The organism is Microvirga sp. jy35 (genome assembly GCF_056148915.1).
Genome location: NZ_JBWBEW010000042.1, coordinates 1 through 25094 on the forward strand (window position 1 = coordinate 1; position 25094 = coordinate 25094).

Annotated in this window: 27 protein-coding genes and 1 tRNA gene; 23 read left to right on the forward strand and 5 right to left on the reverse strand. The window is 63.2% G+C overall.

Translation table 11 applies throughout. The features are described 5' to 3' along the window. The 9 genes from AC0QTX_RS22495 to AC0QTX_RS22535 all read left to right on the forward strand — a co-directional run. Positions 1 to 195 (forward strand): hypothetical protein (locus AC0QTX_RS22495; RefSeq protein ID WP_474606052.1); only part of this gene is annotated, 195 nt, incomplete at its 5' end. A gap of 4 nt (positions 196 to 199) precedes the next feature. Next, positions 200 to 739 (forward strand): hypothetical protein, encoded by a 540-nt coding sequence (locus tag AC0QTX_RS22500; RefSeq protein ID WP_474606053.1) that lies wholly within the window; start codon positions 200 to 202, stop codon positions 737 to 739. 123 nt (positions 740 to 862) lie between these two features. Next, positions 863 to 1102 (forward strand): phosphoribosylformylglycinamidine synthase subunit PurS, encoded by a 240-nt coding sequence (gene purS, locus AC0QTX_RS22505; RefSeq protein ID WP_190847026.1) that lies wholly within the window; start codon positions 863 to 865, stop codon positions 1100 to 1102. Positions 1103 to 1109: 7 nt separating this feature from the next. Next, the gene (purQ, locus tag AC0QTX_RS22510) at positions 1110 to 1808 is read left to right on the forward strand and encodes a phosphoribosylformylglycinamidine synthase subunit PurQ (RefSeq protein WP_474606054.1); all 699 of its coding nucleotides are present in this window, start codon (positions 1110 to 1112) and stop codon (positions 1806 to 1808) included. A gap of 278 nt (positions 1809 to 2086) precedes the next feature. Continuing rightward, on the forward strand, positions 2087 to 4297 hold the full coding sequence (purL, locus tag AC0QTX_RS22515; protein WP_474606055.1) for a phosphoribosylformylglycinamidine synthase subunit PurL: 2211 nt from the start codon (positions 2087 to 2089) through the stop codon (positions 4295 to 4297). Positions 4298 to 4323: 26 nt separating this feature from the next. Further along, positions 4324 to 4560, forward strand: coding sequence for a BolA family protein (locus AC0QTX_RS22520; RefSeq protein WP_474606056.1), 237 nt, complete (start codon positions 4324 to 4326; stop codon positions 4558 to 4560). 102 nt (positions 4561 to 4662) lie between these two features. Beyond that, complete coding sequence (grxD, locus tag AC0QTX_RS22525; protein ID WP_183452452.1) at positions 4663 to 4998, forward strand: Grx4 family monothiol glutaredoxin; 336 nt, start codon at positions 4663 to 4665, stop codon at positions 4996 to 4998. Positions 4999 to 5235: 237 nt separating this feature from the next. Continuing rightward, the gene (locus tag AC0QTX_RS22530; protein ID WP_474606057.1) at positions 5236 to 5550 is read left to right on the forward strand and encodes a hypothetical protein; all 315 of its coding nucleotides are present in this window, start codon (positions 5236 to 5238) and stop codon (positions 5548 to 5550) included. Positions 5551 to 5686: 136 nt separating this feature from the next. Next, complete coding sequence (locus tag AC0QTX_RS22535; protein WP_474606058.1) at positions 5687 to 6424, forward strand: adenylate/guanylate cyclase domain-containing protein; 738 nt, start codon at positions 5687 to 5689, stop codon at positions 6422 to 6424. Between the two features lie 16 nt (positions 6425 to 6440). Here AC0QTX_RS22535 and tlpA read toward each other — a convergent pair whose 3' ends face one another. Continuing rightward, positions 6441 to 7088 (reverse strand): thiol:disulfide interchange protein TlpA, encoded by a 648-nt coding sequence (tlpA, locus tag AC0QTX_RS22540; RefSeq protein ID WP_474606059.1) that lies wholly within the window; start codon positions 7086 to 7088, stop codon positions 6441 to 6443. Between the two features lie 170 nt (positions 7089 to 7258). On the opposite strand from tlpA, the gene lptM reads away from it, so the two are divergent. Next, positions 7259 to 7504 carry an LPS translocon maturation chaperone LptM gene (gene lptM, locus AC0QTX_RS22545; RefSeq protein WP_474606060.1) on the forward strand — a complete coding sequence of 82 codons (246 nt, stop codon included), beginning with the start codon at positions 7259 to 7261 and terminating at the stop codon, positions 7502 to 7504. A gap of 10 nt (positions 7505 to 7514) precedes the next feature. Then, a complete protein-coding gene (gene lysA, locus AC0QTX_RS22550) occupies positions 7515 to 8783 on the forward strand; it encodes a diaminopimelate decarboxylase (RefSeq protein WP_474606061.1) in 1269 nt (422 codons plus the stop codon). Positions 8784 to 8856: 73 nt separating this feature from the next. On the opposite strand, the gene AC0QTX_RS22555 is transcribed toward lysA, so the two are convergent. Beyond that, entirely contained in the window at positions 8857 to 9654 is a 798-nt protein-coding gene (locus AC0QTX_RS22555) for a cadherin domain-containing protein (protein ID WP_474606062.1), read from the reverse strand. A gap of 256 nt (positions 9655 to 9910) precedes the next feature. Then, positions 9911 to 12208: a VCBS domain-containing protein gene (locus AC0QTX_RS22560; protein WP_474606063.1), complete on the reverse strand. Its 2298-nt coding sequence runs from the start codon at positions 12206 to 12208 to the stop codon at positions 9911 to 9913. A gap of 265 nt (positions 12209 to 12473) precedes the next feature. Between AC0QTX_RS22560 and AC0QTX_RS22565 the strand changes: the two genes are divergently transcribed. The 9 genes from AC0QTX_RS22565 to AC0QTX_RS22605 all read left to right on the forward strand — a co-directional run bounded on the left by AC0QTX_RS22565 (position 12474) and on the right by AC0QTX_RS22605 (position 21184). Then, on the forward strand, positions 12474 to 15095 hold the full coding sequence (locus AC0QTX_RS22565; protein WP_474606064.1) for a TIGR02302 family protein: 2622 nt from the start codon (positions 12474 to 12476) through the stop codon (positions 15093 to 15095). Positions 15096 to 15170: 75 nt separating this feature from the next. Then, positions 15171 to 15362 carry a twin transmembrane helix small protein gene (locus tag AC0QTX_RS22570; protein WP_190847014.1) on the forward strand — a complete coding sequence of 64 codons (192 nt, stop codon included), beginning with the start codon at positions 15171 to 15173 and terminating at the stop codon, positions 15360 to 15362. Positions 15363 to 15568: 206 nt separating this feature from the next. Next, on the forward strand, positions 15569 to 16165 hold the full coding sequence (locus tag AC0QTX_RS22575) for an acyloxyacyl hydrolase (protein ID WP_474606065.1): 597 nt from the start codon (positions 15569 to 15571) through the stop codon (positions 16163 to 16165). Between the two features lie 85 nt (positions 16166 to 16250). Beyond that, a complete protein-coding gene (locus AC0QTX_RS22580) occupies positions 16251 to 16826 on the forward strand; it encodes a cob(I)yrinic acid a,c-diamide adenosyltransferase (RefSeq protein ID WP_474606066.1) in 576 nt (191 codons plus the stop codon). A gap of 167 nt (positions 16827 to 16993) precedes the next feature. Further along, on the forward strand, positions 16994 to 17701 hold the full coding sequence (locus AC0QTX_RS22585; protein ID WP_474606067.1) for a rhomboid family intramembrane serine protease: 708 nt from the start codon (positions 16994 to 16996) through the stop codon (positions 17699 to 17701). Between the two features lie 104 nt (positions 17702 to 17805). After that, positions 17806 to 18555 carry an electron transfer flavoprotein subunit beta/FixA family protein gene (locus tag AC0QTX_RS22590; protein WP_474606068.1) on the forward strand — a complete coding sequence of 250 codons (750 nt, stop codon included), beginning with the start codon at positions 17806 to 17808 and terminating at the stop codon, positions 18553 to 18555. Between the two features lie 14 nt (positions 18556 to 18569). Then, positions 18570 to 19514: an electron transfer flavoprotein subunit alpha/FixB family protein gene (locus AC0QTX_RS22595; protein WP_474606069.1), complete on the forward strand. Its 945-nt coding sequence runs from the start codon at positions 18570 to 18572 to the stop codon at positions 19512 to 19514. 73 nt (positions 19515 to 19587) lie between these two features. Then, a complete protein-coding gene (locus tag AC0QTX_RS22600) occupies positions 19588 to 20469 on the forward strand; it encodes a 3-hydroxybutyryl-CoA dehydrogenase (RefSeq protein WP_474606070.1) in 882 nt (293 codons plus the stop codon). Positions 20470 to 20614: 145 nt separating this feature from the next. Next, positions 20615 to 21184, forward strand: a complete 570-nt coding sequence (locus AC0QTX_RS22605; protein WP_474606071.1) for an HNH endonuclease — start codon at positions 20615 to 20617, stop codon at positions 21182 to 21184. Positions 21185 to 21205: 21 nt separating this feature from the next. Here AC0QTX_RS22605 and AC0QTX_RS22610 read toward each other — a convergent pair whose 3' ends face one another. Continuing rightward, entirely contained in the window at positions 21206 to 21706 is a 501-nt protein-coding gene (locus AC0QTX_RS22610; RefSeq protein WP_474606072.1) for a disulfide bond formation protein B, read from the reverse strand. Between the two features lie 12 nt (positions 21707 to 21718). Further along, the gene (locus AC0QTX_RS22615) at positions 21719 to 22300 is read right to left on the reverse strand and encodes a YqaA family protein (protein WP_474606073.1); all 582 of its coding nucleotides are present in this window, start codon (positions 22298 to 22300) and stop codon (positions 21719 to 21721) included. A 147-nt stretch (positions 22301 to 22447) separates the two neighbouring features. Between AC0QTX_RS22615 and AC0QTX_RS22620 the strand changes: the two genes are divergently transcribed. The 3 genes from AC0QTX_RS22620 (at position 22448) to AC0QTX_RS22630 (ending at position 25063) form a co-directional block, all read left to right on the forward strand. Next, positions 22448 to 22532: transfer RNA gene (locus AC0QTX_RS22620), tRNA-Leu, on the forward strand. A gap of 259 nt (positions 22533 to 22791) precedes the next feature. Beyond that, complete coding sequence (locus AC0QTX_RS22625; RefSeq protein WP_474606074.1) at positions 22792 to 23577, forward strand: hypothetical protein; 786 nt, start codon at positions 22792 to 22794, stop codon at positions 23575 to 23577. Between the two features lie 628 nt (positions 23578 to 24205). Further along, positions 24206 to 25063: a toll/interleukin-1 receptor domain-containing protein gene (locus AC0QTX_RS22630; protein ID WP_474606075.1), complete on the forward strand. Its 858-nt coding sequence runs from the start codon at positions 24206 to 24208 to the stop codon at positions 25061 to 25063. Positions 25064 to 25094 lie beyond the last annotated feature (31 nt).

Genomic DNA, 25094 nt, shown 5'->3' on the forward strand with positions numbered 1-25094 from the left:
GTCATCACCGGCCTTGTGCCGGTGATCTCGATTGAGAAGACCGCGGCGCCTTACATCATCGGGATGGCCGGCACAGGCCCCCCGGCCTCACGGCCGCCGGGGATGACACCAGGTGTCACTCGTGCGATTTCAGAAGAGAGGAGAGGTGGCGGCTTCCGCCCCATTCCCCTTTCCGCCCGTTTCGCGCATAGATAAGGCCATGCCCTTCCGCCTGTTGCGTTCCTTCTTTCCGGTCCTGACCATCGCCCTGGCTGTCGCCAGCTGCGGATACATCCCCCGGCAGGTGGCGGGCCTGTCGGTCGATGCGTCCTGGGACGCTCTGCCTTTGCGGAAATGGCTGGCCGAGGATCGGTCGGAGCCTGTTGCGCTGGCCTTCTGCGCCCCACCCGAATGCGGGCCTGGCCTCGCCGTGAGTGTTGTTCGTCTGAGCGGCAAGGACGCGGACATCACGGAAGCCGTCCTGCAGGACCCCGAGCGTTTGGCCCGCGCCCTGCGCTCGCCGGCAGGTCGAAACAAGCCGGTCAGGACGCACATCACGGTCGAGCGCCTGACGGACGGTCGCTATCCGGGCTTTGCCATCGACCTCGCCCCGGCCGATGGCAGCAAGCGTCCGGCCTACGGCGCCGCCTTCGGCAGGCGCGAGGGCGAGGCCCTGTCGGTGGTGCTGGTGATCGGCGAAGTTCAGGATGCCGTGCGTGAAACGGCCAAGCAGGTCGCCGCCCGCGAATTGGGCTCCTGAGGCCTGCCGCACGATATTACGGTGGACCGGCTTCCACTTCACCGGATCGTGCTTCGAAGGCGTTGTTTCTTGAAGTCTTTGCCTTTATGGCGTGGGGCACATCTTGAAACAGCCGAGGCCCCCATGAAAGCGCGTGTCACCGTGACCCTCAAGAACGGCGTTCTCGACCCCCAAGGCAAGGCCATCGAAGGCGCCCTCAAGTCCCTCGGTGTCGAGGGCATCGACGGGGTGCGCCAGGGCAAGGTCTTCGACATCGAGCTCGGCACCGCCGACAAGGCCCAGGCCGAAGCCCAGCTCAAGGCCGCCTGCGAAAAGCTGCTGGCGAACACCGTCATCGAGAATTACCGCGTCGAGATCGCGTGAGGCTTCCATGAAATCCGCCGTCATCGTCTTCCCCGGCTCCAATCGCGAAGGCGATGTGCTGCGGGCGCTGAAATCCGCCGGCTCTCAAGCTGAGAAGGTCTGGCATGCCGAGACCGAGCTGCCGCAGGGCACGGACCTTGTGGTCCTTCCGGGCGGCTTCTCCTACGGCGACTACCTGCGCTGCGGCGCCATCGCCGGCCGTGCCACGGTGATGGATGCGGTCCGCGCCCATGCGGCGCGCGGCGGCCTGGTGCTCGGCATCTGCAACGGCTTTCAGATTCTTTGCGAATCCGGGCTTCTGCCGGGCATCCTGATGCGCAACGCGAACCTCAAGTTCATCTGCCACCGCCAGTTCCTGCGGGTCGAGCGCAACGACACCGCCTTCACGAAGGCTTATGCCAAGGGGCAGGCCATCGACGTCTGCGTGGCTCATGGCGAGGGCAACTACACGGCGGACGAGGAGACCCTGAAGCGCCTCGAAGGCGAAGGCCTGGTGGCCTTCCGCTATTCAGATGCTCAAGGGCACATCACGACGGACGCCAACCGCAACGGCTCCATGAACGCGATTGCGGGCATCTACTCCGACAAGCTCAACGTGCTGGGCATGATGCCTCATCCGGAAAATCTGATCGAAGACCTCGTGGGCGGCACCGACGGGCGCGGCCTGTTCGAGAGCCTCGTGTCGAGCTTCTCGAAAGCGGCCTGATACCGAAAGCTGGGACGAGGTGCCCCGCAGCCTTGGTGTCTGACCGATAAAGAAGTATGGCGCGTGTTTCCCCTCCCCCTTGTGGGGAGGGGTGGTCGCGCAGCGACCGGGGTGGGGGTGTTGGCGCTGAACTGGACCAGCGAGACGCTCACACCCCCACCTCCAACTCCTCCCCACAAGGGGGAGGAGGGCTGCCGGCGCTTTTCCGGCCAGACATGAGGACACCTGATTGTCCATTCCCTCTCCCGCACGGGAGAGGGTAACAAAGCGAGACCCCGATGATCCGCAACGACGTCGCCATCACCCCGGAGCTGGTCAAGGAGCACGGGCTGAAACCCGATGAATACGAGCGCTTCGTGAACCTGATCGGCCGCGAGCCGACCATCACCGAGCTCGGCATCGTGTCGGCCATGTGGAACGAGCATTGCTCGTACAAGTCGTCCCGCATCCACCTGCGCGGCCTGCCCACCAAGGCTCCTTGGGTCATCCAGGGTCCCGGTGAGAATGCGGGCGTGATCGACATCGGCGATGGGCTCGCCTGCATCTTCAAGATGGAGAGCCACAACCACCCGTCCTTCATCGAGCCTTATCAGGGTGCGGCGACGGGGGTAGGCGGCATCCTGCGCGACGTGTTCACCATGGGGGCGCGGCCGATCGCGGCGCTGAACTTCCTGCGCTTCGGCGAGCCGGATCATCCGAAGACCCCGCACCTCGTCTCGGGCGTGGTGGCGGGCATCGGCGGCTACGGCAATTCCTTCGGCGTGCCCACCGTCGGCGGCTCCGTGGGCTTCGACAAGCGCTACAACGGCAACATCCTGGTCAACGCCATGGCGGTGGGCCTCGCCCGCACCGACGAGATCTGGTACGCGAAGGCCACCGGCATCGGGAACCCGATCGTCTATCTCGGCTCCAAGACCGGCCGCGACGGCATCCACGGCGCCACCATGGCGTCGGCCGAGTTCGACGATGCGTCCGAGGAGAAGCGCCCAACCGTGCAGGTGGGCGACCCCTTCGCCGAGAAGCTGCTGCTGGAGGCCTGCCTCGAACTGATGAAGTCGGGCGCCGTCATCGCGATCCAGGACATGGGCGCGGCGGGGCTGACCAGCTCCGCGGTCGAGATGGGCGCGAAGGGCAATCTCGGCATCGAGCTCGACCTCGACAAGGTGCCCTGCCGCGAGGAGGGCATGACGGCCTACGAGATGATGCTGTCCGAGAGCCAGGAGCGCATGCTCATGGTGCTCAAGCCCGGCATGGAGAGGCAAGCCGAGGCCATCTTCCACAAATGGGGCCTCGACTTCGCGGTGATCGGCAAGACCACCGATACGCTCCGCTTCGTCATCAAGCATCAGGGCGAGGTCAAGGCGGATCTGCCGATCAAGGAGCTCGGCGACGAGGCGCCGCTCTACGACCGCCCGTGGGTGGAAAGTCCCAAGCAGCCGGTGATCGCGCCAGACAGCGTCAAGGCGCCGATGTCGGAAGCGGAAGCGCTCCTGAAGCTCGTGGGCTCGCCGGACCAGTGCTCCAAGCGCTGGGTCTGGGAGCAGTACGACCACCTGATCCTCGGCAACACGGTCCAGACGCCGGGCGGCGACGCGGCCATCGTGCGCGTGGAGGACGGGCCGAAGGGCCTGGCGCTCACCACCGACGTGACGCCGCGCTACTGCGAGGCCGACCCGTTCGAGGGCGGCAAGCAGGCGGTGGCGGAGGCCTGGCGCAACATCACGGCCGTGGGCGGCCTGCCGCTGGCGATCACCGACAACCTCAACTTCGCCAGCCCCGAGCGCCCCGAATCCATGGGCCAGTTCGTGGGCTGCCTGAAGGGCATCGGCGAGGCCTGCCGGGCGCTCGACTTCCCCGTGGTGTCCGGCAACGTCTCCCTCTACAACGAGACCAACGGCCAGGGCATCCTGCCGACGCCCGCCATCGGCGGGGTCGGCCTTCTCGACGACGTGACGGTGAACGCCTCCATCGCCTTCAGGCGCGAGGGCGAGGCGATCATCCTCATCGGCGCCACCCAGGGCTGGCTCGGCCAGTCGATCTACCTGCGCGACGTCTGCGGCCGGGAGGAAGGCGCTCCGCCGCCGGTGGACCTCGCCCAGGAGAAGCGCAACGGCGACTTCGTGCGCCAGCTCATCCGCTCCGGCCAGGTGACGACGGTCCACGACTGCTCGGACGGCGGCATCGCTTTGGCGCTCGCCGAAATGGCCATGGCCGGCAATGTGGGCGCCGAGATCACGGCCTATCCGGAGAACCTCCCCCTCCATGCCTTCCTGTTCGGCGAGGACCAGGCCCGCTACCTCATCGCCGTCGACGAGGACGTGGCCGCCGACATCCTCTACGAGGCCGGCGCCATCGGCATCCCGGCCGTGACCCTGGGGCTGACCGGAGGCGATGCGTTGATTCTGCCGGGGCAACAGGCCATATCCGTGAAGCAATTGAAGGCGGCGCACGAAGCCTGGCTGCCGACCTACATGACCGGCAAATCGTAACCAGAAGGTCTTGAGGAGTTTGATCCATGCCAATGGATGCGCGTGAAATCGAGAGCATGATCAGGGCCGCCCTGCCGGATGCGGTCGTGGAGATCAAGGATCTGGCGGGGGACGGCGACCACTACGCCGCCACCGTCACGTCTTCGGCCTTCAAGGGCAAGTCGCGGGTCCAGCAGCACCAGATGGTCTATGCAGCGCTGCAGGGCCACATGGGCGGCACCCTCCATGCCCTTGCATTGACGACGCTGGCACCCGACAATTGAGATATGAACCCGGCGCCTTGACCGCCCAAGATCCATTTGCGCATTTTCTTCGCAAAACCGGGACCACTTTTGCGGAAAATGCTATGCTTACAGGAGCATCCCATGGCTGACGCCAACCAGATCATCGACAACGAAGTGAAGTCCAACGACGTCGTGCTCTTCATGAAGGGCACGCCGCAATTCCCCATGTGCGGGTTCTCCGGCCAGGTGGTCCAGATCCTCAACTACCTCGGCGTGCCCTACAAGGGCGTCAACGTGCTCGAGGACGAGACCGTGCGCCAGGGCATCAAGGACTATTCCAACTGGCCGACCATTCCCCAGCTCTACGTGAAGGGCGAGTTCGTCGGCGGCTGCGACATCACCCGCGAGATGTTCCAGGCCGGCGAGCTGCAGCAGCTCTTCGCCGACAAGGGCATCCAGGTTCAGCAGAGCGCCTGACGCAGGCGGGTTTTCTGAGCAGATTGAGGCGGGGCCGTTGGTCCCGCCTTTTTCGTCTCGGAAGCACGAAGGTGAACCGCCCCCTGCTTCTCCATCGCTCGCCCGGGTGCCCCTCCGGAACAGGGGGCGTCTTATGTCGCATTCCTTAAACGGCTTAGTTTCCGGCACAATGGCGGTTCTGACTGGATCGGCCGCCGACAACAAACAGAATGCAGCGGCTTGAATTGGGGGCTTTTCATGCTGGAAACGGAGACGAACGTCGTCGCCTTCAAGCCGCGCGCGGCCGTCGTGCATCATCCCAAGAGCCTGATGGAGCGGGTCTACGCCTCCGGCTCTCTCTCGCTGCGGGCCGACGACCGGGCCACCAAGGCGGCGGCCGTGATGCTGCAGGCCTTGGGCTTCCTGGTGATCGAGGAGATCACGGCGGACGGCGCACCGCGCCGGCTCCAGCGCGGCGAGGCGAAGGGAGCCATGGACCGGCCCTGGCGGCTCTCGAAGCCGGCCTTCTCCGGAGCCATCGGGGTTCCCGACGGCGGAGCCGTTCCAACCTAGCCCCGACTGCTCTGTTGGTGCTTGGCCAGGCTGGGTGTAGTCTCTCCGGATTGGGGGCCGGAGACGGCGTGATCTGCGGTTCAGGTCCGCTGCCTGCCGATCTGCACGGCCATACGGCCTGGAAGGGGACCTGCGAATGTCGCCCGCCCAATCCCGGATCTGCAAGGGCTGCTGGCAGCAGATGCGGATTCCCGTGCCCCTTCACGGCCTGGCATCCATGCCCTTTCGCGCCTTCGGCATCCGCCCGAGCCGGATGAACCCGAACACCTGCACGGTCTGCGAGCTCATGTTCACGCGCATCATGAAGGCCCGCAAGATTCCGGTCGACGTCTCCATCCTGTTTGCCGACCTCAGAGGCTACACGGCCCTGTCGCAGACGCTCCCGTCCGACGCGGTCTCGTCCCTGCTCGATGCCTTCTATGACGTGTGCGCGGAGGCCATCTGGGAGTATGACGGCCTCCTCAACAAGACCATCGGCGATTCCGTCATGGCCATCTTCAATTTCCCGATCCAGCAGCCGAACCACGCGGAGCAGGCCGTACGGGCGGCCCGCGAGATCCAGCGCCGCTGCCAGGCCCGCCGCAAGACCCTCCTGGCTGAGAACCGGGGCCTCGAGGGAGGCGAGCTCGGGGTCGGGATCGGCATCGACTCAGGCACGGCCAGCTTCGGGGAGTTCGGCCGGGCGCATCGCGACCTGACCGCCATCGGACCCGTGGTGAACACGGCCGCCCGCGCCCAGGCTGCGGCCGGTACGGGCGAAATCCTGGTCACCCGGACCGTTTTGGAGCGAGCCGGACGCGACCTGATCAGAGGCGAAGGGCGGGACTACCAGCTGAAAGGCTTCGAGGCTCCGGTGCAGCTCTACGCCGCCTGATCACGGACTTCGCCGCTCAGGAACGGTTCAAGGCCGCCTTCATGAAAGCCACCGCATCGGGCGAGGCCCACTCGGCCGGACCTTTCAGCAGCGCGATCTCGCAGCCGGAAGCGTCGACCACGAAGGTGGTCGGCAGGCCGACCACATGGCCCGATTTCTGCAGGACCTGCAGGATCTTGCCCTCGGGATCGGCGTGGTAGGCCAGATTCGTGATACCGTTCTCCTGGAGCCAGGCCTTCGGCTTCTCCCGGTTGCGGGTGTCCACGTTGATCGCGACCACCTGGAAATCCGGCCCGCCCAGCTCCGCCTGCAGCTTGTCCAGCGCGGGCATCTCCTCCCGGCACGGCACGCACCAGGTCGCCCAGAGATTGACCAGGATGGTCTTGCCCTTGAAGTCGGCAAGGCTCATGGGCTTCTCCTGGGGACCCGTGAAGGCGATCGCCGGAGGGGGCTTGGGGGCGCTGCTCACCCCGACAGCCGCCACCTCGCCCTTGGCCAGCGGCTTCAGGCGCTCGGTCGTCTCCCGGGAGGCCCGGCATTCGGCGACCCCCGCTGCCATGGGATCGCGGGGCGCCAGACCGTACCAGGCCGCACCGGCCCCGGCGAGGACGAGGGCGGCAAGGCCCATGAGCCAAGCTTTTCTGAATTTCACTGCGTTCGACATCGCCGGTGATGTGGCGCGTTTCGGCTCCGGCCTCAAGTCCCGAAATGGGGCACGGCTCCGGTTTGACAGGTCACAATCCTGTGGCGGCAGAGCCTGTTGTCGTCCTCACCTTGCCTCTCGCATCTCCGGTGACTTCCCGTTATGGTGCGGCCACGTTTCGGAGCCTCTCGATGTCGCCCAGCCTGTCTCTCGCCCGCCCGCTCCTGGTCGCGGGCCTTGTCGCCTTAAGTCTTTCGGCCTGCGGCCGCCGCGGCGCGCTCGAGCCGCCGCCGAGCGCCTCGGCTCAGGCTGCCGGGACCCAGCAGGCCACGGCTGGCGAATCCACCCTGCCCTCCCCGGTGGGCACGCCCCGCGCCACGCCACGCCAGGGCTACACGATTCCCGACAAGCCCTTTATCCTCGATCCGCTGCTTTAGGCTTTTTTCGATGCACCACTTTGCCTATCGTGCCGGCGTCCTCCATGCGGAGGGCGTCGATCTGCGCCGCCTCGCGGATGAGGTCGGCACTCCGTTCTACTGCTATTCCAGCGCAACGCTCGAGCGGCACTACCGGGTCTTCGCCGAGGCCTTCGCCGACACGGACGCCCTCGTCTGCTACGCCATGAAGGCGAATTCCAACCAGGCGGTGCTCAGGACCTTGAGGAGCCTGGGCGCCGGCATGGACATCGTCTCGGAGGGCGAGCTGCGCCGGGCGCTCGCCGCCGGCACGCCGGGCGAGAGGATCGTGTTCTCCGGCGTCGGCAAGACGAAGCCCGAGATGGCCTTCGCGCTCGACAGCGGCATCCTGTGCTTCAACGTGGAATCGGAGCCCGAACTCGAGGCGCTTTCCGAGGTCGCCGTATCGAAGGGCCTGCGCGCCCCGATCTCCATCCGCATCAACCCGGACGTGGACGCCAAGACCCACGCCAAGATCTCGACCGGCAAGTCGGAGAACAAGTTCGGCATTCCGATCGCCCGTGCCCGGGAGGTCTATGCGCGGGCCGCCGCCCTGAAGGGCATCACCGTGACCGGCGTCGACATGCATATCGGCAGCCAGATCACGGATCTGAGCCCCTTCGACAACGCCACCGAGCTGCTGTCCGAACTCGCCCGCGACCTGATGACCGATGGGCACAAGCTGCATCACATCGATCTCGGCGGCGGCCTTGGCGTGCCCTACCGCGAGAACAACGAGCCGCCTCCCGATCCGCAGGCCTATGCGGCGATCATCAAGCGCCACACGAAGGATCTCGGCCTCAAGCTCGTGTTCGAGATGGGCCGCATGATCGCCGGCAATGCGGGCGTGCTGGTCGCCCGGGTGATCTATGTGAAGCAGGGCGCCGACAAACCTTTCGTCATCGTCGATGCAGCCATGAACGACCTCATCCGGCCGACGCTCTACGAGGCCCATCACGACATCAAGCCGGTGAGGGAGGCCTCGCCCGACACCCCGCGCATGGTCGCCGACGTGGTCGGCCCCGTCTGCGAGACGGGCGATTATCTGGCGCTCTCCCGCGACATGCCGGCCGTGAAGGCCGGCGACCTCATCGCCATCATGACCGCCGGTGCGTACGGGGCCGTTCAGGCCAACACCTACAACACGCGCCTTCTCGTGCCCGAGGTTCTCGTGCGCGGCGATGACCACGCCGTGGTGCGGCCGCGCCCGACCTATGAGGACCTCATCGGCCTGGATCAGGTTCCCGGCTGGCTGCGCTGAGAAGATCGATCCTCGCTCGCAACAAAGATCCCGGCTAAGCAGTGCCGGGATTTTTTATCGGGGCTCTCCTCGCTTAGATGACGAAGAAGTCTTTCTCGGTAAGAAAGAGGTTCTTCCTCAGGGTGGCGATCTTCACCTGCGCCGCCCGGCCGGTGCCGTCCTGATCGTAGTACAGCGCGCCCGTGGCCTTGTCGTAGATGATCCGATCTGAGGCATCGTGCGCCGCCTTGCCGGTCCAGAACAGATCCTTGCCCAACTTGCCGGGCTTGGCTTCCGTGCCCTTGCCGATCTTGGTGAACACCGCATTGTCGAGCCAGATCGTGTCGTCCTTCACCGAGAAGTCGTTGATCCTGTCGACATTGGTGCTCTTGTTCGTCTTCGTGCCGAACACGAAGACGTCCTTGCCCTTGCCACCCGAGAGCACGTCGTTGCCCAGCCCGCCCCAGAGCCGGTCGTCACCCAGTCCGCCCCCGAGCGTGTCCTTGCCGGCACCGCCGACGATCTGATCATTGGCTGCGCTCCCGCTCGTGTTCTCGACGCCCACATCGTTCACAAGGATGGTCACGACGCGATCGTTGGAGAGCCCGCCTGCAGAAGCCCGGATGGTGAAGGTATAGGCCTTTGTCTGCTCATGATCGAGGGCAACGCCGTTCTTCACCCGAAGCTCGTTGCCGACGATCTCGAAAGGTGCATACCCCGCGCCGACGAGCGAGTATGTGATGGATTGACCATTGCTGTCCTGCGCAGAGAGCGTGCCGACGGGCGCTCCATCTTTCGCCAGTTCGTCGATCCTGCTGTTGGACAAGGTCGGCTGCGACGGAGGCCTGTCAGCGATCACCGCATTGACCCTGACCACTGCCTCGGCTTCCAAATGAATATTTTCTGGCTGGAACTCGGGTGATTTTCTGCAACATTCGCGCAGGAAGCCCGGCCCACCGTGCAATGCACCCCAAGCTGACTGGGCGCCTGACTTCATGAGGAGATCTGGATCAAGGCCTCCCGCTGGCGATGGCTTGGTCCCCAACCGGCGCCGCATTGAGGTGTTCAGCCAGATCAATGCGGCGCCGGTTGTTCATGGATAAGATCCCGGCGTGGATTGCGCCGGAGCCGCCGTTGGGCTGAGCGTGCTAGATCACGAAGAAGTCCTTGAAGTTCAGGTCGAGGCCCTTCTTCAACTGGGCGATCTCCACGGCCATGGACTTGAAGCCCGAACCGTCCGCGTCATAGGAGAGGACGCCGGTCTTCTTGTTGTAGATCAGGTAATCGTTCTTATCCTTGGCACGATCATTGGTGAGATAGCCCTTCTTGAGCGCAGCCGGCTCGCCGGCCGACCCGGCCTTGCCGAGCTTGGCGAAAACCTTGTTCTCGAGCCAGATCGAGTCCTCATTCGCATCGAAGTCCGTCACCCTGTCCCGGTTCGTCGCCTTGCTCGGCTTGGTGTCGAACACGAAGACATCCTGGCCGCCACCGCCGGTCAGGACATCCTTGCCCAAGCCGCCATGGAGCGTGTCGGCCCCGCCATTGCCGATCAGGAGATCATCGCCGCCGAGGCCCTTGATGATGTCGCTTCCCGACGCGCCCCTCAGGGTGTCCTTGCGCTGTGTTCCGGTCAGCCTGTCGACCTGATCGACGAGATCGAGTGCAAGGGTCCTTGAGACCTCGTGCCCACCTGCGGAAACGATCACGCCGAGGGAGCGATGGCCGAGGGTTTCGTAATCGAGGGTGACGCCGGAGCGGACCAGCACGCTGCAGCTGCCGTCTTCGTTGTCCTCCAGCATGAAGTACTGCGCGCTGGTGGAGGATAGTTCATAGGCGACATTCTCATCCTCCGGATCGACCGCGTTCAGCCGGCCGACGATCGTGCCGCCCTTGGCACCCTCGTTCACACTCCGCGTGAAGAAAGTCGGAACGGGCGCTTCGTCCACATTGGTGAGCTCGATCCCGATCGTATGCACGTCTTCGTTGGCGCCGTCGGAGACCTCCACGTCGATGGTCAGGGATTGGTGATCTTCATTCTCGTAGTCGAGCACGACACCGGGCCGGAGGACAACGTCATAGCCGGCGCTTGTCTTCACGAGTTCGAACAGGGAGGCATTGTCGCCGACGAGTTCGCATTTGACTGCGTCGCCCTCGGGATCCTGCGCCGAGAGTTTCGCGACGACGCGGCTGACCGCATTGCCTTCCGGGATTGCTTGCGCCGTCAGCGTCACGGTCGGAGCTTCGTTCACGAAGGTTAGATCGAAGCTCTCCGTGTGCCGGTTGAATCCGTCGAACCACTCGACGGCGAAGCTGCGATGCCCCAGGTTGCCATAGCTGAGTTCGGCGCCGTTCAGAACGTAAACTCTTCCGCTCTCATCGATGCGGAGCAGATCCCTGCTGTCTCCCACGAGAGTATAGCTGACGGCGTCGTCCTCGGGATCATCTGCAGCGATCGTTCCGATGAATGTGCCGCCCGCTATCGTCTTGGGCAGGTCCTCGACGCCGTCGAAAGTGACGTCGGGCTCCTGGTTTTCACCGAGCACGACCTCAAACGTTCTATAGATTGTGTTGGTGCCATCGGATGCCTTGACGGTGAACGTGGGATCCACTTCACCATTCTTGAGAAGCTTTACTCCCTCGAGCACCACGACATTGCCGTTTGCGTCGATCGTGAACATCGTGCTGGGCCGTTCGATGCCGCCGTCGATTTCGACGAGGCTGTACGCGACTGTGTCGCCCGCATCCGGATCGCTCGCCGTCAGGGTGCCAACGATAGTGCCGCGTCCGGCCCCTTCGACGACCTCCGCCATCTCGAAGTCGACGTCAGGAGGCTCGTTCGCATCCGTTACGGTGAGCGTAACCTGCTTCACGAAAGACAGGGCGGGACTGCCTGAATCCGTGACCTTGATCCAGAGGCTGTGACTTCCGACCGGCAGCTGCCCCTTCACCAGGATCTGGTTGCTGCTGATCTCAAACAGCGCATGATCGGGAAGCGGCGTCCCCGCCTTGTCCTGCACCAGGGCATAGGTGAATGCTTGGCCTTCATCGGGATCCTCGGCCTGCAACTCCGCGACCACCGCGCCGAGATCCGCATTGTCGGGGATGGTATCCGCCGTCACTAGGATATCCGTGGGAGCCTCGTTGACGTCGGTGACGGCGATGATTACCGGGTCGGTCTCGACGGGCTCGCCTGTACGGTCCGTGACTATGATGGACAGCTCGAACTGCCGGGGATCGGTTTCGTAGTCGAACACGCCCGCTTTCTTGAAGAGATCATAACGAGCTTGGCCGTTGTCGTCGGCTGGGACGATCTCGAAAAAGGGATGATCGGCGAGCGAGAAGACGAAGGCCTCGTCCAGCCTGTCCTGGAGGCTGAGGGTGCCGATGCGAACCCGACTCTCTATGTTCTCGGCAATGGTACTGGACGTGAGAATGATCGTCGCCATGAAGCTGCCCCGAGGTATCGTTTGTTGTCTTTGCGTAATATGATGCGCTTGTACTGATATTATATTATGAAGGTCAAGGCTGCGAATGGCCCATCCGGCCTAGGCATTTCACGCAGGCGGCGGCTCCTGCAGGCGGTTCGGAGCAGGCCGTCCGGTCACCTCTTCTTGAAGCTCCGTGCCGATTTGACCGCTGGTCATCCGGGTCGTGCGTGCTAGCTTTCTGTGGGGGGCGTCTGCACATCCGGTGCAGCGGGAGACTTTTTGCATGAGTGAAGGCTCGAACCCGACGCCAGGGCAAAGCCGGACACCTGGGCAGAGCCCGGCACCTGGGCAGAGCCGTCTGAACCAGCGGTTCGGGCGTCTTGTGGCTCATGCGCGCTGGTCCCTCTGGTGGGAAGAGGCCTGGCCCCGGCTATGGCTGCCGCTCGCCATCGTCCTGGCGTTCCTCACCCTGTCCTGGCTCGGCCTGTGGCTCGACATGCCCGTCCTGTGGCGGACGATCGGGCTCAGCCTCTTCACGGCCACCTTCCTCCTGTCCCTCTGGCCTCTCCTGCGCCTGAGGATGCCGAACCGGACGCGGGCCCTCGACCGCCTCGACCGGGAGACCGGCCTCGCCACCGGCCCGGCCAGGGTCCTCGACGATTCCCTCGCCCTCGGCTCGGCCGATCCGGGAACCCGGGCCCTGTGGGCCCTCCATCGCAAGCGCGCGGAAGAGGCCGTGGGCCGGATGCGGGTGGGCCTGCCGCGGCCGGACATGCCGCGGCGCGACCGCTACGCCTTGCGGGCGGCGGGCCTGCTCGCCTTGGTGACGAGCGCGTTCGTGGCCGGTCCAGAGATCGGCTCGCGCCTTGCCGCAGCCTTCGACTGGCGCGACGCCGAGACGGCCGCCGCCTCCTTCCGCATAGACGGCTGGATTGATCCGCCCCTCTACACACGCACCCCGCCTCTCATGATCGACCTCGCCCGCGGGCATAGCCTGAAGGCGCCTGTCCATTCGACCGTGGTCATCCGCATTGCCGGCGAAGGCAGCGCCGAGGTCAAGCCAGGCAAGGGCCTCATGTCCCTTCCGCCCAAAGCCGGCCAGCGCACCGACATGCGCGAGGAGCGCTACAAGCTCGAGGGAAGCAGCGAGCTGACGGTCAGCACGGGCTTTGCCAACAGCGTGACCCTCACCATCGAGGCCATGCCCGACCGGCTGCCCGAGATCGCCTTCACCACGCCGCCCGAGGTGAATGCGCGCGGCACCTTCACCCTCTCCTACAAGGGCAAGGACGATTACGGCATCGCCTCGCTGGAAGGCGTGGTGGAGAAGGCCGACAACAGCAGGGGCCGCTCCCTCGTGCCCGCGCCCCAGCTGACGCTGGCGCTCCCGAGCCACGAGGAGAACGCGCCGGATACCAAGTCTCCCGTCGATCTCACCAACCATGCCTGGGCCGGCGCGCCGGTGACGATCCAGCTCAAGGCCAAGGACGAGGCGGGCCAGGAGGCTGCGAGCGACAAGATCACCTTCACCCTGCCGCAGCGTCCCTTCACCAACCCGCTGGCCAAGGCCCTGGTGGAGCAGCGGCGCAACCTCGTGCTCGCTCCCGACGACCGCAAGCGGGTGCAGGTGGCCCTCGATGCGCTGCTGATCGCCCCGGATCAGTACACGCCGCAATGGGGCGTGTTCATGGGGCTGCGCACGGGAACGGAGCGCCTGCGGGCCGCCAGGACCGACCAGGACCTGCTCGACGTGGCCGAATGGCTCTGGACCATGGCGCTGCAGATCGAGGACGGCAACCTCTCCGATGCGGAGCAGCAGCTCCGCGCCGCCCAGGAGCGCCTGAAGGAGGCCATGGACCGAGGCGCGGCGGACGAGGAGATCCGCCGCCTGACCGAGGAGCTGCGCCAGGCCATGGACAAGTTCCTGCGGGAATTCGCCCAGCGCATGCAGCAGAACCAGCAGCAGTCGCAGAACCAGAACCAGCGCGCACCGGACCGGATGATCTCGCAGGACGATCTCAACCGCATGCTGAAGCAGATGGAGGAGGCCATGCGCCGCGGCGACGTGGCCGAGGCCCAGCGCCTGCTCGAGCAGCTGCGCAACATCCTCGAGAACCTGCAGACCGCCCAGCCCAACAGCCGCATGACCGACCCTCTCGGTCGCGAAATGAACCAGGCCATGCAGGATATGGAGGACATGGCGCGCGAGCAGCAGAACCTGCGCGACGAGACGTTCCGCGACGGACAGAACCGGCGCATGCAGCAGGGCGACCGCAACTCCCAGCGCCAGCAGGGCCAGCGGCAGCAGGGGCAGCGCCAGCAAGGCCAGCAGGGTCAGCAGGGCGAGCAGGGCGAGGGTCAGGAGCAGGCCGAGAACGGTCAGGGCCAGCAGGGGCTGCAGCAGCGGCAGCAGGCCCTGAGAGAAAGGCTGGAAGAGCTGCAACGGCGCATGCAGGGCATGGGCATGCAGGGCGAGCAGGGCCTCGGCGAGGCCGAGCAGGCCATGCGCGACGCCGAGGGCGCCCTCGGCCAGGGCCAGGACGGCCGGGCGGTCGACGCCCAGGGCCGCGCCCTGGAGAGCCTGCGGCGCGGCATGCAGGGCATGGCCCAGCAGATGCAGCAGATGCAGCAGGGGGACGGCCAGGGGAACGAGCAGGCGGGGGACCAGCCCGGCCAGGGCAATCCGCAGGGCAACCAGCAGGCCGGCCAGCGCGACAACGATCCCTTGGGACGTCCCTTGCGGAACAGGGACTATTCCGATGGCCGTGTCGAGGTGCCGAGTGCCGGTGCGTCACCAGCCCAACGCGCCCAGCAGATCCTGGAGGAATTGCGACGCAAGCTGGGCGATCCGACCCGCGCGCAGGAGGAACTCGAGTATTTCGAGAGGCTGCTGCGCAGAAACTGATGACAGGGTAAACACGACCCTTGCCACTCCCCTGGGTTCGGGCGACGTTCGCCCGGCCCTTCTCATGGATTCACGATGTCCGGTTTTGTCGATCTGCTTGTGCCGATAGCGGTTGTCGCTGTCGCCCTCGTCCTGCTTCTCGGCCTATTCAACATGCTGCGCGGCGGCAATGCCAATCGGTCGCAGCATCTCATGCGGCTGCGCGTGCTGCTGCAGTTCGTCGCCATCATCGTCATCATGGGCGTGATCTGGTGGAGGGCCGCCTGAACCTCGGTGCAGTCCGCGGGTGACTGCCATGCAGCACCGGTCTCCCGGTGGCGCATCTCAAGCGTGGAAAACTGGCATCGCCTTTGCGGATAAAGCTCTGGGCTTCTCCGTCTTGACACGTTTTCGCCACGGTTTGTATTAAGAGATCGTTAGCCATAAGGGCGTAGCCTGTTGGCCTTAATTTTTATTGAGTTATGGACCTCTTAATGCGCACCAGCCCGGCCATAGGCTTGAGCCTTCTGGTCCTGTTCATGGGATCGTCAGGCGCCTTGGGCTCCGATTTTAAGCGACAGGTCAACGCTTCCCCAACGTCGTCTCAACCGAGCATTCTGTCGGAGTTCCGCTTTGGATTGTCCGCCCAGGATCCGTGGGGCCGAGAAGGACGTGACGGATCGGCCAACCTGACCGGCGAAATCCTTTTCGATAAGCCTTTCACCGCATCGGACCTTTTCACCAGTTATTTCATTCCCCGGCCGCACATCGGCGGCAGCCTGAACTTCGACAACGGCACCAGCTTCGCCTATGCAGGCCTGTCCTGGACGATCGACGTCACGCCGAACATCTTCGTCGAGGGCAGCCTGGGCGGCGCCATCCATAACGGCAGGGATTCCTCGCACCCCCTCTCGGATCGCCAGGCCATGGGCTGCTCGCCCCTGTTCCGCGAGTCCGGATCGGTGGGTGTGCGCCTGTCCGCCAACTGGAGCGTAATGGCCACCATCGAGCACCTGTCCGATGGCGGAACCTGCTCGGACGAGAATAGAGGCTTGACGAATGTCGGCGCGCGGGTTGGGTATTCGTTCTAGAGCATCGGACCCAAAAGTGGATTGCACTTTTGGGATCGATCCGATGCTTCATTGAAGAAGAGCACATCCAACCTGTAGGCCTTTCATGGTCGTTCTGAACCGTATCTACACCCGCACCGGCGACACCGGCACCACCGCGCTGGCCGCCGGCGGGCGCCGCCCCAAGCATGATCTGCGCATCGAAGCCTATGGCACGGTGGACGAGACCAATGCCTGCATCGGGCTCGTTCGCCTTCACACGGTGGGTCACGAGATCGATCCCATGCTGGGCCGCATCCAGAACGACCTGTTCGATCTCGGCGCCGATCTCGCAACGGTGGAGACGGACAAGCCCCTGCCCTACGAACCCTTGCGCATTAGCCAAGCCCAGGTGGACCGTCTCGAGCAGGAGATCGACCGCCTGAACGGCGAATTGTCGGTGCTGCGCTCCTTCGTTCTCCCGGGCGGCACGCCCGCCGCCGCCGCACTTCACCTCGCCCGCACGATCTGCCGCCGCGCTGAGCGCCATGTGGTCGAGCTCACGGAAAAGCCGGACGAGACGGTCTCCCCGGAAGCGGTGAAATACCTGAACCGCCTGTCCGACTTCCTCTTCGTCGCATCCCGCTACGTCAATGATAAGGGTGCGCTCGACGTTCTCTGGGTGCCGGGGCAGAACCGGTAAAGCATCGGACCCATGAGTGGATTTGCACTTTTGGGATCCATCCGATGCTTTATTCTTGGGTGAGAGCATCGTTCGGGCGGACCCTGCGGGCCGCGCCAGCGAAAACCGGGTCCGCTTTTCACTGACGTGGCCCTCCGGGTCCGCACGATGCTCTAGGAACCAGCGCCATGTTTTTACCGCTTCACGACGGCGTCCCGCTCAAGCACATGAAGACGCCGCTCGCGACGCGGTTTCTGATAGGCCTCTGCATCGTCGCCTACCTGGTCACCTTCTATGCCCCGCCCGGGCCCGATGCGATGGTGGGCGGCCTGGGCTTCATCCCCTCGGTCCTGTTCGGCACCGAGGTGCTGCCCGAGGGCTATCCCTTCGTGCCGGTGCAGCTGACGCTGGTCACGAACATCTTCCTGCACGGATCCCTGTTCCACCTGATCGGCAACATGCTGTTCCTGTGGGTGTTCGGCGACAATGTGGAGGATGCCATGGGGCACCTCCGTTTCATCGCATTCTTCCTGCTCTGCGGCGCAGCGGCGAGCCTGGCCCATGCCTATATCACCCCGGAGCCGCACCGGCCCCTGATCGGGGCCTCCGGCGGCGTCTCGGGCGTGGTGGCGGCCTATCTCATCCTCTATCCGCGGGTGAAGATCTGGGGCCTCTTCCTGAAGGGCATTCCGCTGCACCTGCCGGCCTATTGGACCATCGGGTTCTGGTTCGCACTCCAGTTCGCCTCGGCCTTCCTCGGCGGAGACGACAGCGTCGGCTGGTTTGCCCATCTTGGCGGATTCCTTGTCGGCGCTATTCTCATCCCCCTCATGCGCCGCCGCTACGACCCCGTGCTCGCCCGCGTACAGGCGCAGGAACTGCAAGCGCCGCGTTGACAATCGGATGCCGACCATTACGGTCCATCCGCCTTTTTCCTATATGTCCGGAGGGCTGGTTTCAGCCATATCCCGGGGATCTGACCATTGGTGAGGACGGACGAATGAAGCTTCTTGTGTGTGTGAAGCGGGTTGTGGACTACAACGTGAAGATCCGGGTGAAGCCGGACGGCTCCGGCGTGGAACTCGCCAACATCAAGATGTCCATGAACCCCTTCGACGAGATCGCCGTCGAGGAGGCCGTTCGCCTCAAGGAGCAGGGCAAGGCCACCGAGATCGTCGCCGTCTCCATCGGCCCGAGCCAAGCCGGTGAGACCATCCGCACCGCGCTCGCCATGGGGGCCGATCGCGGCATCCTGGTCAAGACTGACGCCACCGTGGAGCCGCTCGCCGTGGCCAAGATCCTGGCCAAGGTGGTCGAGCAGGAAAAGCCCGACCTGATCATCATGGGCAAGCAGGCCATCGACGACGACTCCAACCAGACCGGCCAGATGCTGGCAGCCCTGCTGGGCTGGCCCCAGGGCACCTTCGCGTTCAAGGTCAATGTGTCTGAGGGCTCCATCGACGTGACCCGCGAGGTCGACGGCGGCCTGCAGACGGTAGGCCTCAAGCTGCCGGCCATCGTCACCACGGACCTGCGCCTCAACGAGCCGCGCTATGCGTCCCTGCCCAACATCATGAAGGCCAAGAAGAAGCCCCTGGACGAGACTTCGCCGGAGACGCTGGGCGTCGACGTGGCGCCGCGCCTGAAGGTGGTGAAGACCGCCGAGCCCGGCGGCCGCAAGGCGGGCGTGAAGGTCGGCTCCGTGGCCGAACTGGTCCAGAAGCTCAAAGTCGAAGCCGGCGTGCTCTAAGGAGAACAAAGACAATGACCACCCTGCTGTTTGCCGAGCACGACAACGCTCATCTCAAGGACGCCACCCACAAGGCGCTCTCCGCCGCACAAGCGCTCGGCGCCCCCGTGCACGTGCTGGTGGCCGGATCGAACGCCCGCGCGGCGGCCGAAGCCGCCGCCAAGTTACAGGGCGTGGAGAAGGTGCTGCTGGCGGATGCGCCCGCCTATGAGCACCAGCTCGCCGAGCCGACCGCGGCGCTCATCGTATCCTTGGCCGGTTCCTACGATGCCCTGGTGGCGCCCGCCACCAGCAAGGGCAAGAACGTCATGCCGCGCGTGGCGGCGCTGCTCGACGTGATGCAGGTCTCGGACATCATCAAGGTGGTGTCGCCCGACACCTTCGAACGGCCGATCTATGCCGGCAACGCCATCCAGACCGTGCAGGCCACCGACGCCAAGAAGGTGATCACCGTGCGCACAGCCGCCTTCCCGGCGGCCGGCGAAGGAGGTTCGGCCTCGATCGAAACGGTGAACGCCGCCGAGGATTCGGGCCTGTCGACCTTCAAGGGCGAGGAGATCGCCCAGAACGACCGGCCCGAGCTGACCTCGGCCCGGATCATCATCTCGGGCGGCCGCTCGCTCGGCTCGGCCGACGCCTTCAAGCAGTACATCGAGCCGATCGCCGACACCCTGGGAGCCGCCATGGGCGCATCGCGGGCCGCGGTGGATGCGGGCTATGCGCCCAACGACTGGCAGGTGGGTCAGACCGGCAAGGTGGTGGCGCCCGATCTGTACATCGCGGTGGGCATTTCAGGCGCCATTCAGCACCTGGCGGGCATGAAGGACTCGAAGGTGATCGTGGCGATCAACAAGGACGAGGAGGCTCCCATCTTCCAGGTGGCCGATTACGGCCTTGTGGGCGACCTCTTCACCATCCTCCCCGAACTGAAGGAGGAGTTGACCAAAGCCGGTCAATAAGGTCAGGAATAGTGACGGACCGGGCGGAACCTCCGCCCGGCCGCTTTGACGGTTGGATGCAGGCAGCAGATCGATGGGCATTGAGATCAAAACGGTGGGCGTGATCGGCGCGGGACAGATGGGAAGCGGCATCGCCCATGTCTGTTCGAACGCGGGGTTCAACGTCCGGCTCAATGATCTCTCCGAGGAACGGATCAATGCCGGCCTTGCCACGATCAACGGCAACATGGCCCGGCAGGTCTCCAAGGGAGCCATCACAGAGGCCGACCGGCAGGCCGCCCTCGAGCGCATCAAGCCTGCCCGCACCTACGACGATCTGGGCACCTGCGACATCGTCATCGAGGCGGCGACCGAGAACGAGGAGGTGAAGCGCAAGATCTTCACCAATCTCTGCCCGTCGCTCCGGCCGGACGCGATGGTCGCCACGAACACTTCGTCGATCTCCATCACGAGACTCGCGGCCGCCACGGATCGGCCCGAGAAGTTCATCGGCATTCATTTCATGAATCCCGTGCCGGTGATGCAGCTCGTCGAGCTGATCCGCGGCATCGCCACCGACGACGCGACCTACGAGTCCTCCAAGGAATTCATCCACAAGCTCGGCAAGACCTCGACGGCCGCCGAGGACTTCCCGGCCTTCATCGTCAACCGCATCCTTCTGCCGATGATCAACGAGGCGATCTACACCCTCTACGAGGGCGTAGGGTCGGTGGAAGCCATCGATACCGCCATGCGGCTGGGCGCCAACCATCCCATGGGGCCGCTCCAGCTCGCCGACTTCATCGGCCTCGACACCTGCCTGTCGATCATGCAGGTGCTGCACGAGGGCCTGGCCGATTCCAAATACCGCCCCTGCCCGCTTCTGGTGAAGTATGTCGAGGCGGGCTGGCTCGGCCGCAAGACCAAGCGCGGCTTCTACGACTACCGCGGCGAGAAGCCGGTTCCGACCCGCTGAACATGCCCCGCGCAGGCCTGAGAACGCATCACATCCTGTGGGTGCGTCACAGACGTCTTAGCCTTTGATCTTCACAACAGCGTCACACTGCCTATAGTCTATTCAGACTGGATATTAGTCTTCTCTTATCTGAAGAGGAGGTGAGGTGACGATACACGTCCAGCCTGTTGTGCGACCGGAGGCCTGCCCGGCTCTCGTTCTCAATGCCGATTACCGGCCTTTGAGCTACTATCCCCTGTCCATCTGGTGCTGGCAGGATGCGATCAAGGCGGTCTTTCTCGACCGGGTCAACATCGTCTCGGAATACGACAAGGTCGTGCGAAGTCCGACCTTTGAGTTTCGCCTCCCCTCGGTCATCTCCTTAAAAACCTACGTCAAACCGTCCCGGCACCCGGCCTTCACCCGCTTCAACGTCTTCCTGCGCGACCGCTTCAGCTGCCAATATTGCGGCGTTCGCGAGGACCTCACCTTCGATCACGTGATTCCCCGGTCCAAGGGCGGGCAGACCACCTGGGAAAACGTCGTCGCCGCCTGCGCGCCCTGCAACCTCAGGAAAGGGGACAAGCTGCCCCGCGAGGTGGAGATGTGGCCGAGGCAGAGCCCCTTCGCTCCCACGATCCACGACCTCCATTCCAACGGCCGCCTCTTCCCGCCGAACTATCTCCACGACAGCTGGATGGACTATCTCTACTGGGACAGCGAGCTGGAGCCGTAAGGCCCTTCACCTCTCAGGTCGTCAGCGGTCGAGGAAGAACCCCTTCCCGGCAGCCGCCTTGGCCGCGAACGCCGCAAGACCCAGCGAGATCACCACGTTCCATCCCGCCAGCGACAGGCCGAGGAAGCGCCATGCGGCTTCCGTGCAGCTGACCACGCGGGTGTTCTGGAGTTGGTTCAGGAAATCGCCCACATTGCCCGCGCCCTGGCCTGCCCCGCCGCCGCAATCGCTCGGACCCGCGAAGACGCCCCACTCGACCCCTGAATGATAGGCGCCGAGCCCCGCGCTCACGAGGAAGATCAGGGCGAGGAGCCACAGGCCCGCCCTCGTCCAGCGCGGCGGCAGGAGGGCTGCCGCGAGGCCGAGAGGAATGGCGATGTAGTAGGGATTGCGCTGGGTCAGGCAGAGCTTGCAGGGCACATAGCCGAAGGCATGCTCGAACACGAGCGCGCCGCCGACGGTGGCCGCAGCCCCCAGGGCGACGACCAGGGCGGCTTGGCGCATCGAAACAGCGAGGCGCATCGCTCCCCTCCCCTAGAACAGATAGCGGAAGGCCACGAACCCGCCGACGAGGGCGGCGATCCCCAGCCCTGCCACCAGGTTGAAGTTGTTGTCGATGATCGTCTTGATGCGCGGTCCGAACTGGCTCATGAGCAGGGCCACGAGGAAGAACCGGGCGCCGCGGGTCAGGATCGACAGCGCAATGAACCAGCCCAGATGATAGCCCGCGAAGCCTGAGGTGATCGTCACGAGCTTGTAGGGGATTGGAGTCAGGCCCTTCAGCAGGATCACCCAATGGCCGTAATCCGCGTAAGCGTGTCGGAACGTCTCCGCTCCTTCCGCAAGGCCATAGAGCTTGAAAAGCCACGCCCCAATGGAATCGTAGAGCCCCAATCCGATGAAATAGCCCAGGATGCCGCCCAGGACCGAGGTGATGGTGCAGATCAGGGCATAGGACCAGGCCTTGTCCGGCCGCGCCAGCATCATGGGCACGAGCATCACGTCCGGCGGGACCGGGAAGAAGGAGCTTTCCGAGAAGGACACGGCCGCCAGCGCATAAGGGGCCGAGGGCCGCGCCGCGAGGGAGAGGGTCCAATCGTAGAGGCGTCTGAGCATGAGGTTCCGACCGGCTGAGGGGCTCACCGCGCCCCGCGCCCCTTTGAGCACAAGGCGTCCCGAAAGGCGAGAGGCTGGCTGTGCGGCGTCCCCTTGCATCTGGCTCATTGACCAGCCTTCATGCCTCATGGTACGTCGCAGGTCCTTGCCCCTGTGGCGGAATTGGTAGACGCGCTCGACTCAAAATCGAGTTCCGCAAGGAGTGCTGGTTCGATCCCGGCCAGGGGCACCACTTTGATTTTACTAAGCTTTTTCTAAGCCAGAACTCCATTACAATTGGTTCTTGCAAAGCTATGTCGGCACCCTGTCGGCACACGAACGGAAGTGGACACGCTTCTTCGCGCTTTTGATTCCAGCGGTGTTCGAGGGATAGACTTCGATCTCATCCTCACTCCGTATCAGCGCCCTTCTTCAACAGCCTTTACCGATAGCGTGGATCGCCAGTCATGTGAGCCCTTGTCCGGGAGCCAGGTCACCAGTATGAACGCCTGATGCAGATCATCGACGAAGCACGAAACAAAAATCAAGCCGTTGGAGCGTTGTACCGCAAAGTTGAAGCAGTTACGCCAATAACCATCAATGAAATTGATGGAGAAACTTGGGCTAGCGCAACAACTGAAGGAAAAACAACAATAGAGGTGGCGCCGACCAAGCATCCGGAGGCGGCCCTTTATCATGAACTACTTCATGCAGACCTGAAGAATTCTGGATATGTACAACACCTTAATTCTGTAACTGTCACAACTCGAGGGCGTGAGCTAAGAGTTTTGCTATCAATACTCGATAATGAACTTCAGCACCATCGCTTCTTCCAGCGGTTCATTGATGCTGGTTTCCCACCAGAAAAATTCTATTGCGATGCAGACGCCAAAACCTTTCCTCGGGTCAGAAGAGAACTTCGCTCGATGACGAGCAAAGACCCTGCTGTAAAATTTCTGCTTCCGTTTGTGAGCATCATAGCTCCAGGGGGTGTTGGATCGGATGATGACCGGCGGAAGCTGAGAAACTTTCTGCAATCGAGATGCTCTGCTGAGACATACAGCAAGCTTGAGCGTATCGAAGGCATCATCCAGGGCTGGACCACGGCACCTGATCCTAATCCAGGCGATACGATCGTCGAGATTATCCGCGTTCTTGGTCACTATGACGGCACTTGGATTGGTCCAAACATGATCTTCCCGGATGGGGGCAAATTTGTTGGCCAAGCTTTCACGTTAACCGAAGCTGAGGTTTTTCATCTCAGTGGACGAACTCCTGCTCGGTTTCAGAAGCCCTGAGAGCTGACTACAGCCAAAAGGAAGAGGGATAGTGTCTCTTCCGTCCATCGCTTCTGCCTGATGCGCCGTCCACTGTCCCGCTTCTTGGATCTCGCACTCGAAGAAGGATGCTAGGTCCAAGCTTAAATCCGCGAACAATACATTGTAACGTTTTTTTATGAGGCACCCCCGGCCATGTTGGGAAGTGCTCCAGAGAAATAAACTCACAAAAGGCCAATTTTCGATGACCGGCGACAGCAAGAGTACCCATTAAATTGCGTTAAGCTGCATTTCGATATTCATTATTCACGTAAAGACCTAAGCCTAAGGCCTAAAAGTCTGCGGCATGGCGAGTTGCGTACTATAAAAGGAAAATTAATTTCTGAGAGCATTAAATCGCTCTGTTTGCTTCGATAGCATGAAAACGGTTGAGACCTTTGTGGAGATGGCGCTGAAAAGGTGAGAAAGCCATACCGGCGAAGCTTACCAGCAACATGGCCGCCCAAGGGAAAGGCAAGCTGCTCGTTATCAACCAAGTGGTCAGACGACGCCACATTGCTTTGCGGGGTTGCTGCCTACCCATCCGTGGCTTCAGGCGTCTCAATGTTGTATCTCTTCACGCCCATGACCTGAGACTTGACTGGACTCCATGCCAATCTTCATCAGCTACAGCCAGAAAGACAAAGACTTCGTCGACAATCTCGCCAAGAACTTGGTGGCAGCAAAGCACCACGTCTGGATGGATCGATGGGAGCTGTCGCTCGGGGATTCGCTTACGCAGAAGATTCAAGGCGCCCTCACCGACGCAGACGCGATGCTGGTCATTCTCTCCAAGAACTCGGTGGAGTCCGACTGGTGCAAGCGCGAACTCTCCGCAGGCCTGATCCGTGAGCTTGAGGAGAAGCAAACCGTCGTGATGCCTTGCGTGATCGATGATTGCCAGATCCCTCTGTTCCTCCGCGATAAGCTGTATGCTGACTTCCGGCGCAATTCAGACGAGGCATTCGATCTCGTTGATCGCTCTCTGCGAAAAATTTCTAATCCTCTGCAGGGGCGAACTGAGCAACCCAAGTTCCACACTGACTGGGCAATCGATTGGATGAAGCGGGAAGATGAGCTGATGCTCATCCGTTGCACCTTCGTGGATCATGGCCATGAGTGGCCATACGTAGTTCACAGCCAGTGCAACATACTTTGCAACAAAGATGCAAGCCGGGACCTGCTAGCGTCGCAGAAACGAGAAGAACATCCAGAGTTCTTGCGCAATGTGCTTAGGTCAATTGTTGCTGAATTTGAGACCAAGCCTCTAAGCGTAAGAATTGAGGATCAATTTGAAAAGTTTGTAGCTTGGGAAGTTAAGGGGTCTAGCAGTTACCAATACGAAATATTGTTCACTTACAGACGAATGGGCGTCGACAACGGAATGGACACTGTCGTTCATCTCGACAACAACCTTCGCATGGCTCTCGAACGCATGGACGACGTCCTGTTCAGCCCGAAGAGATAATACGCCTACAGGTCGGGCTGGAGCCGGTTTA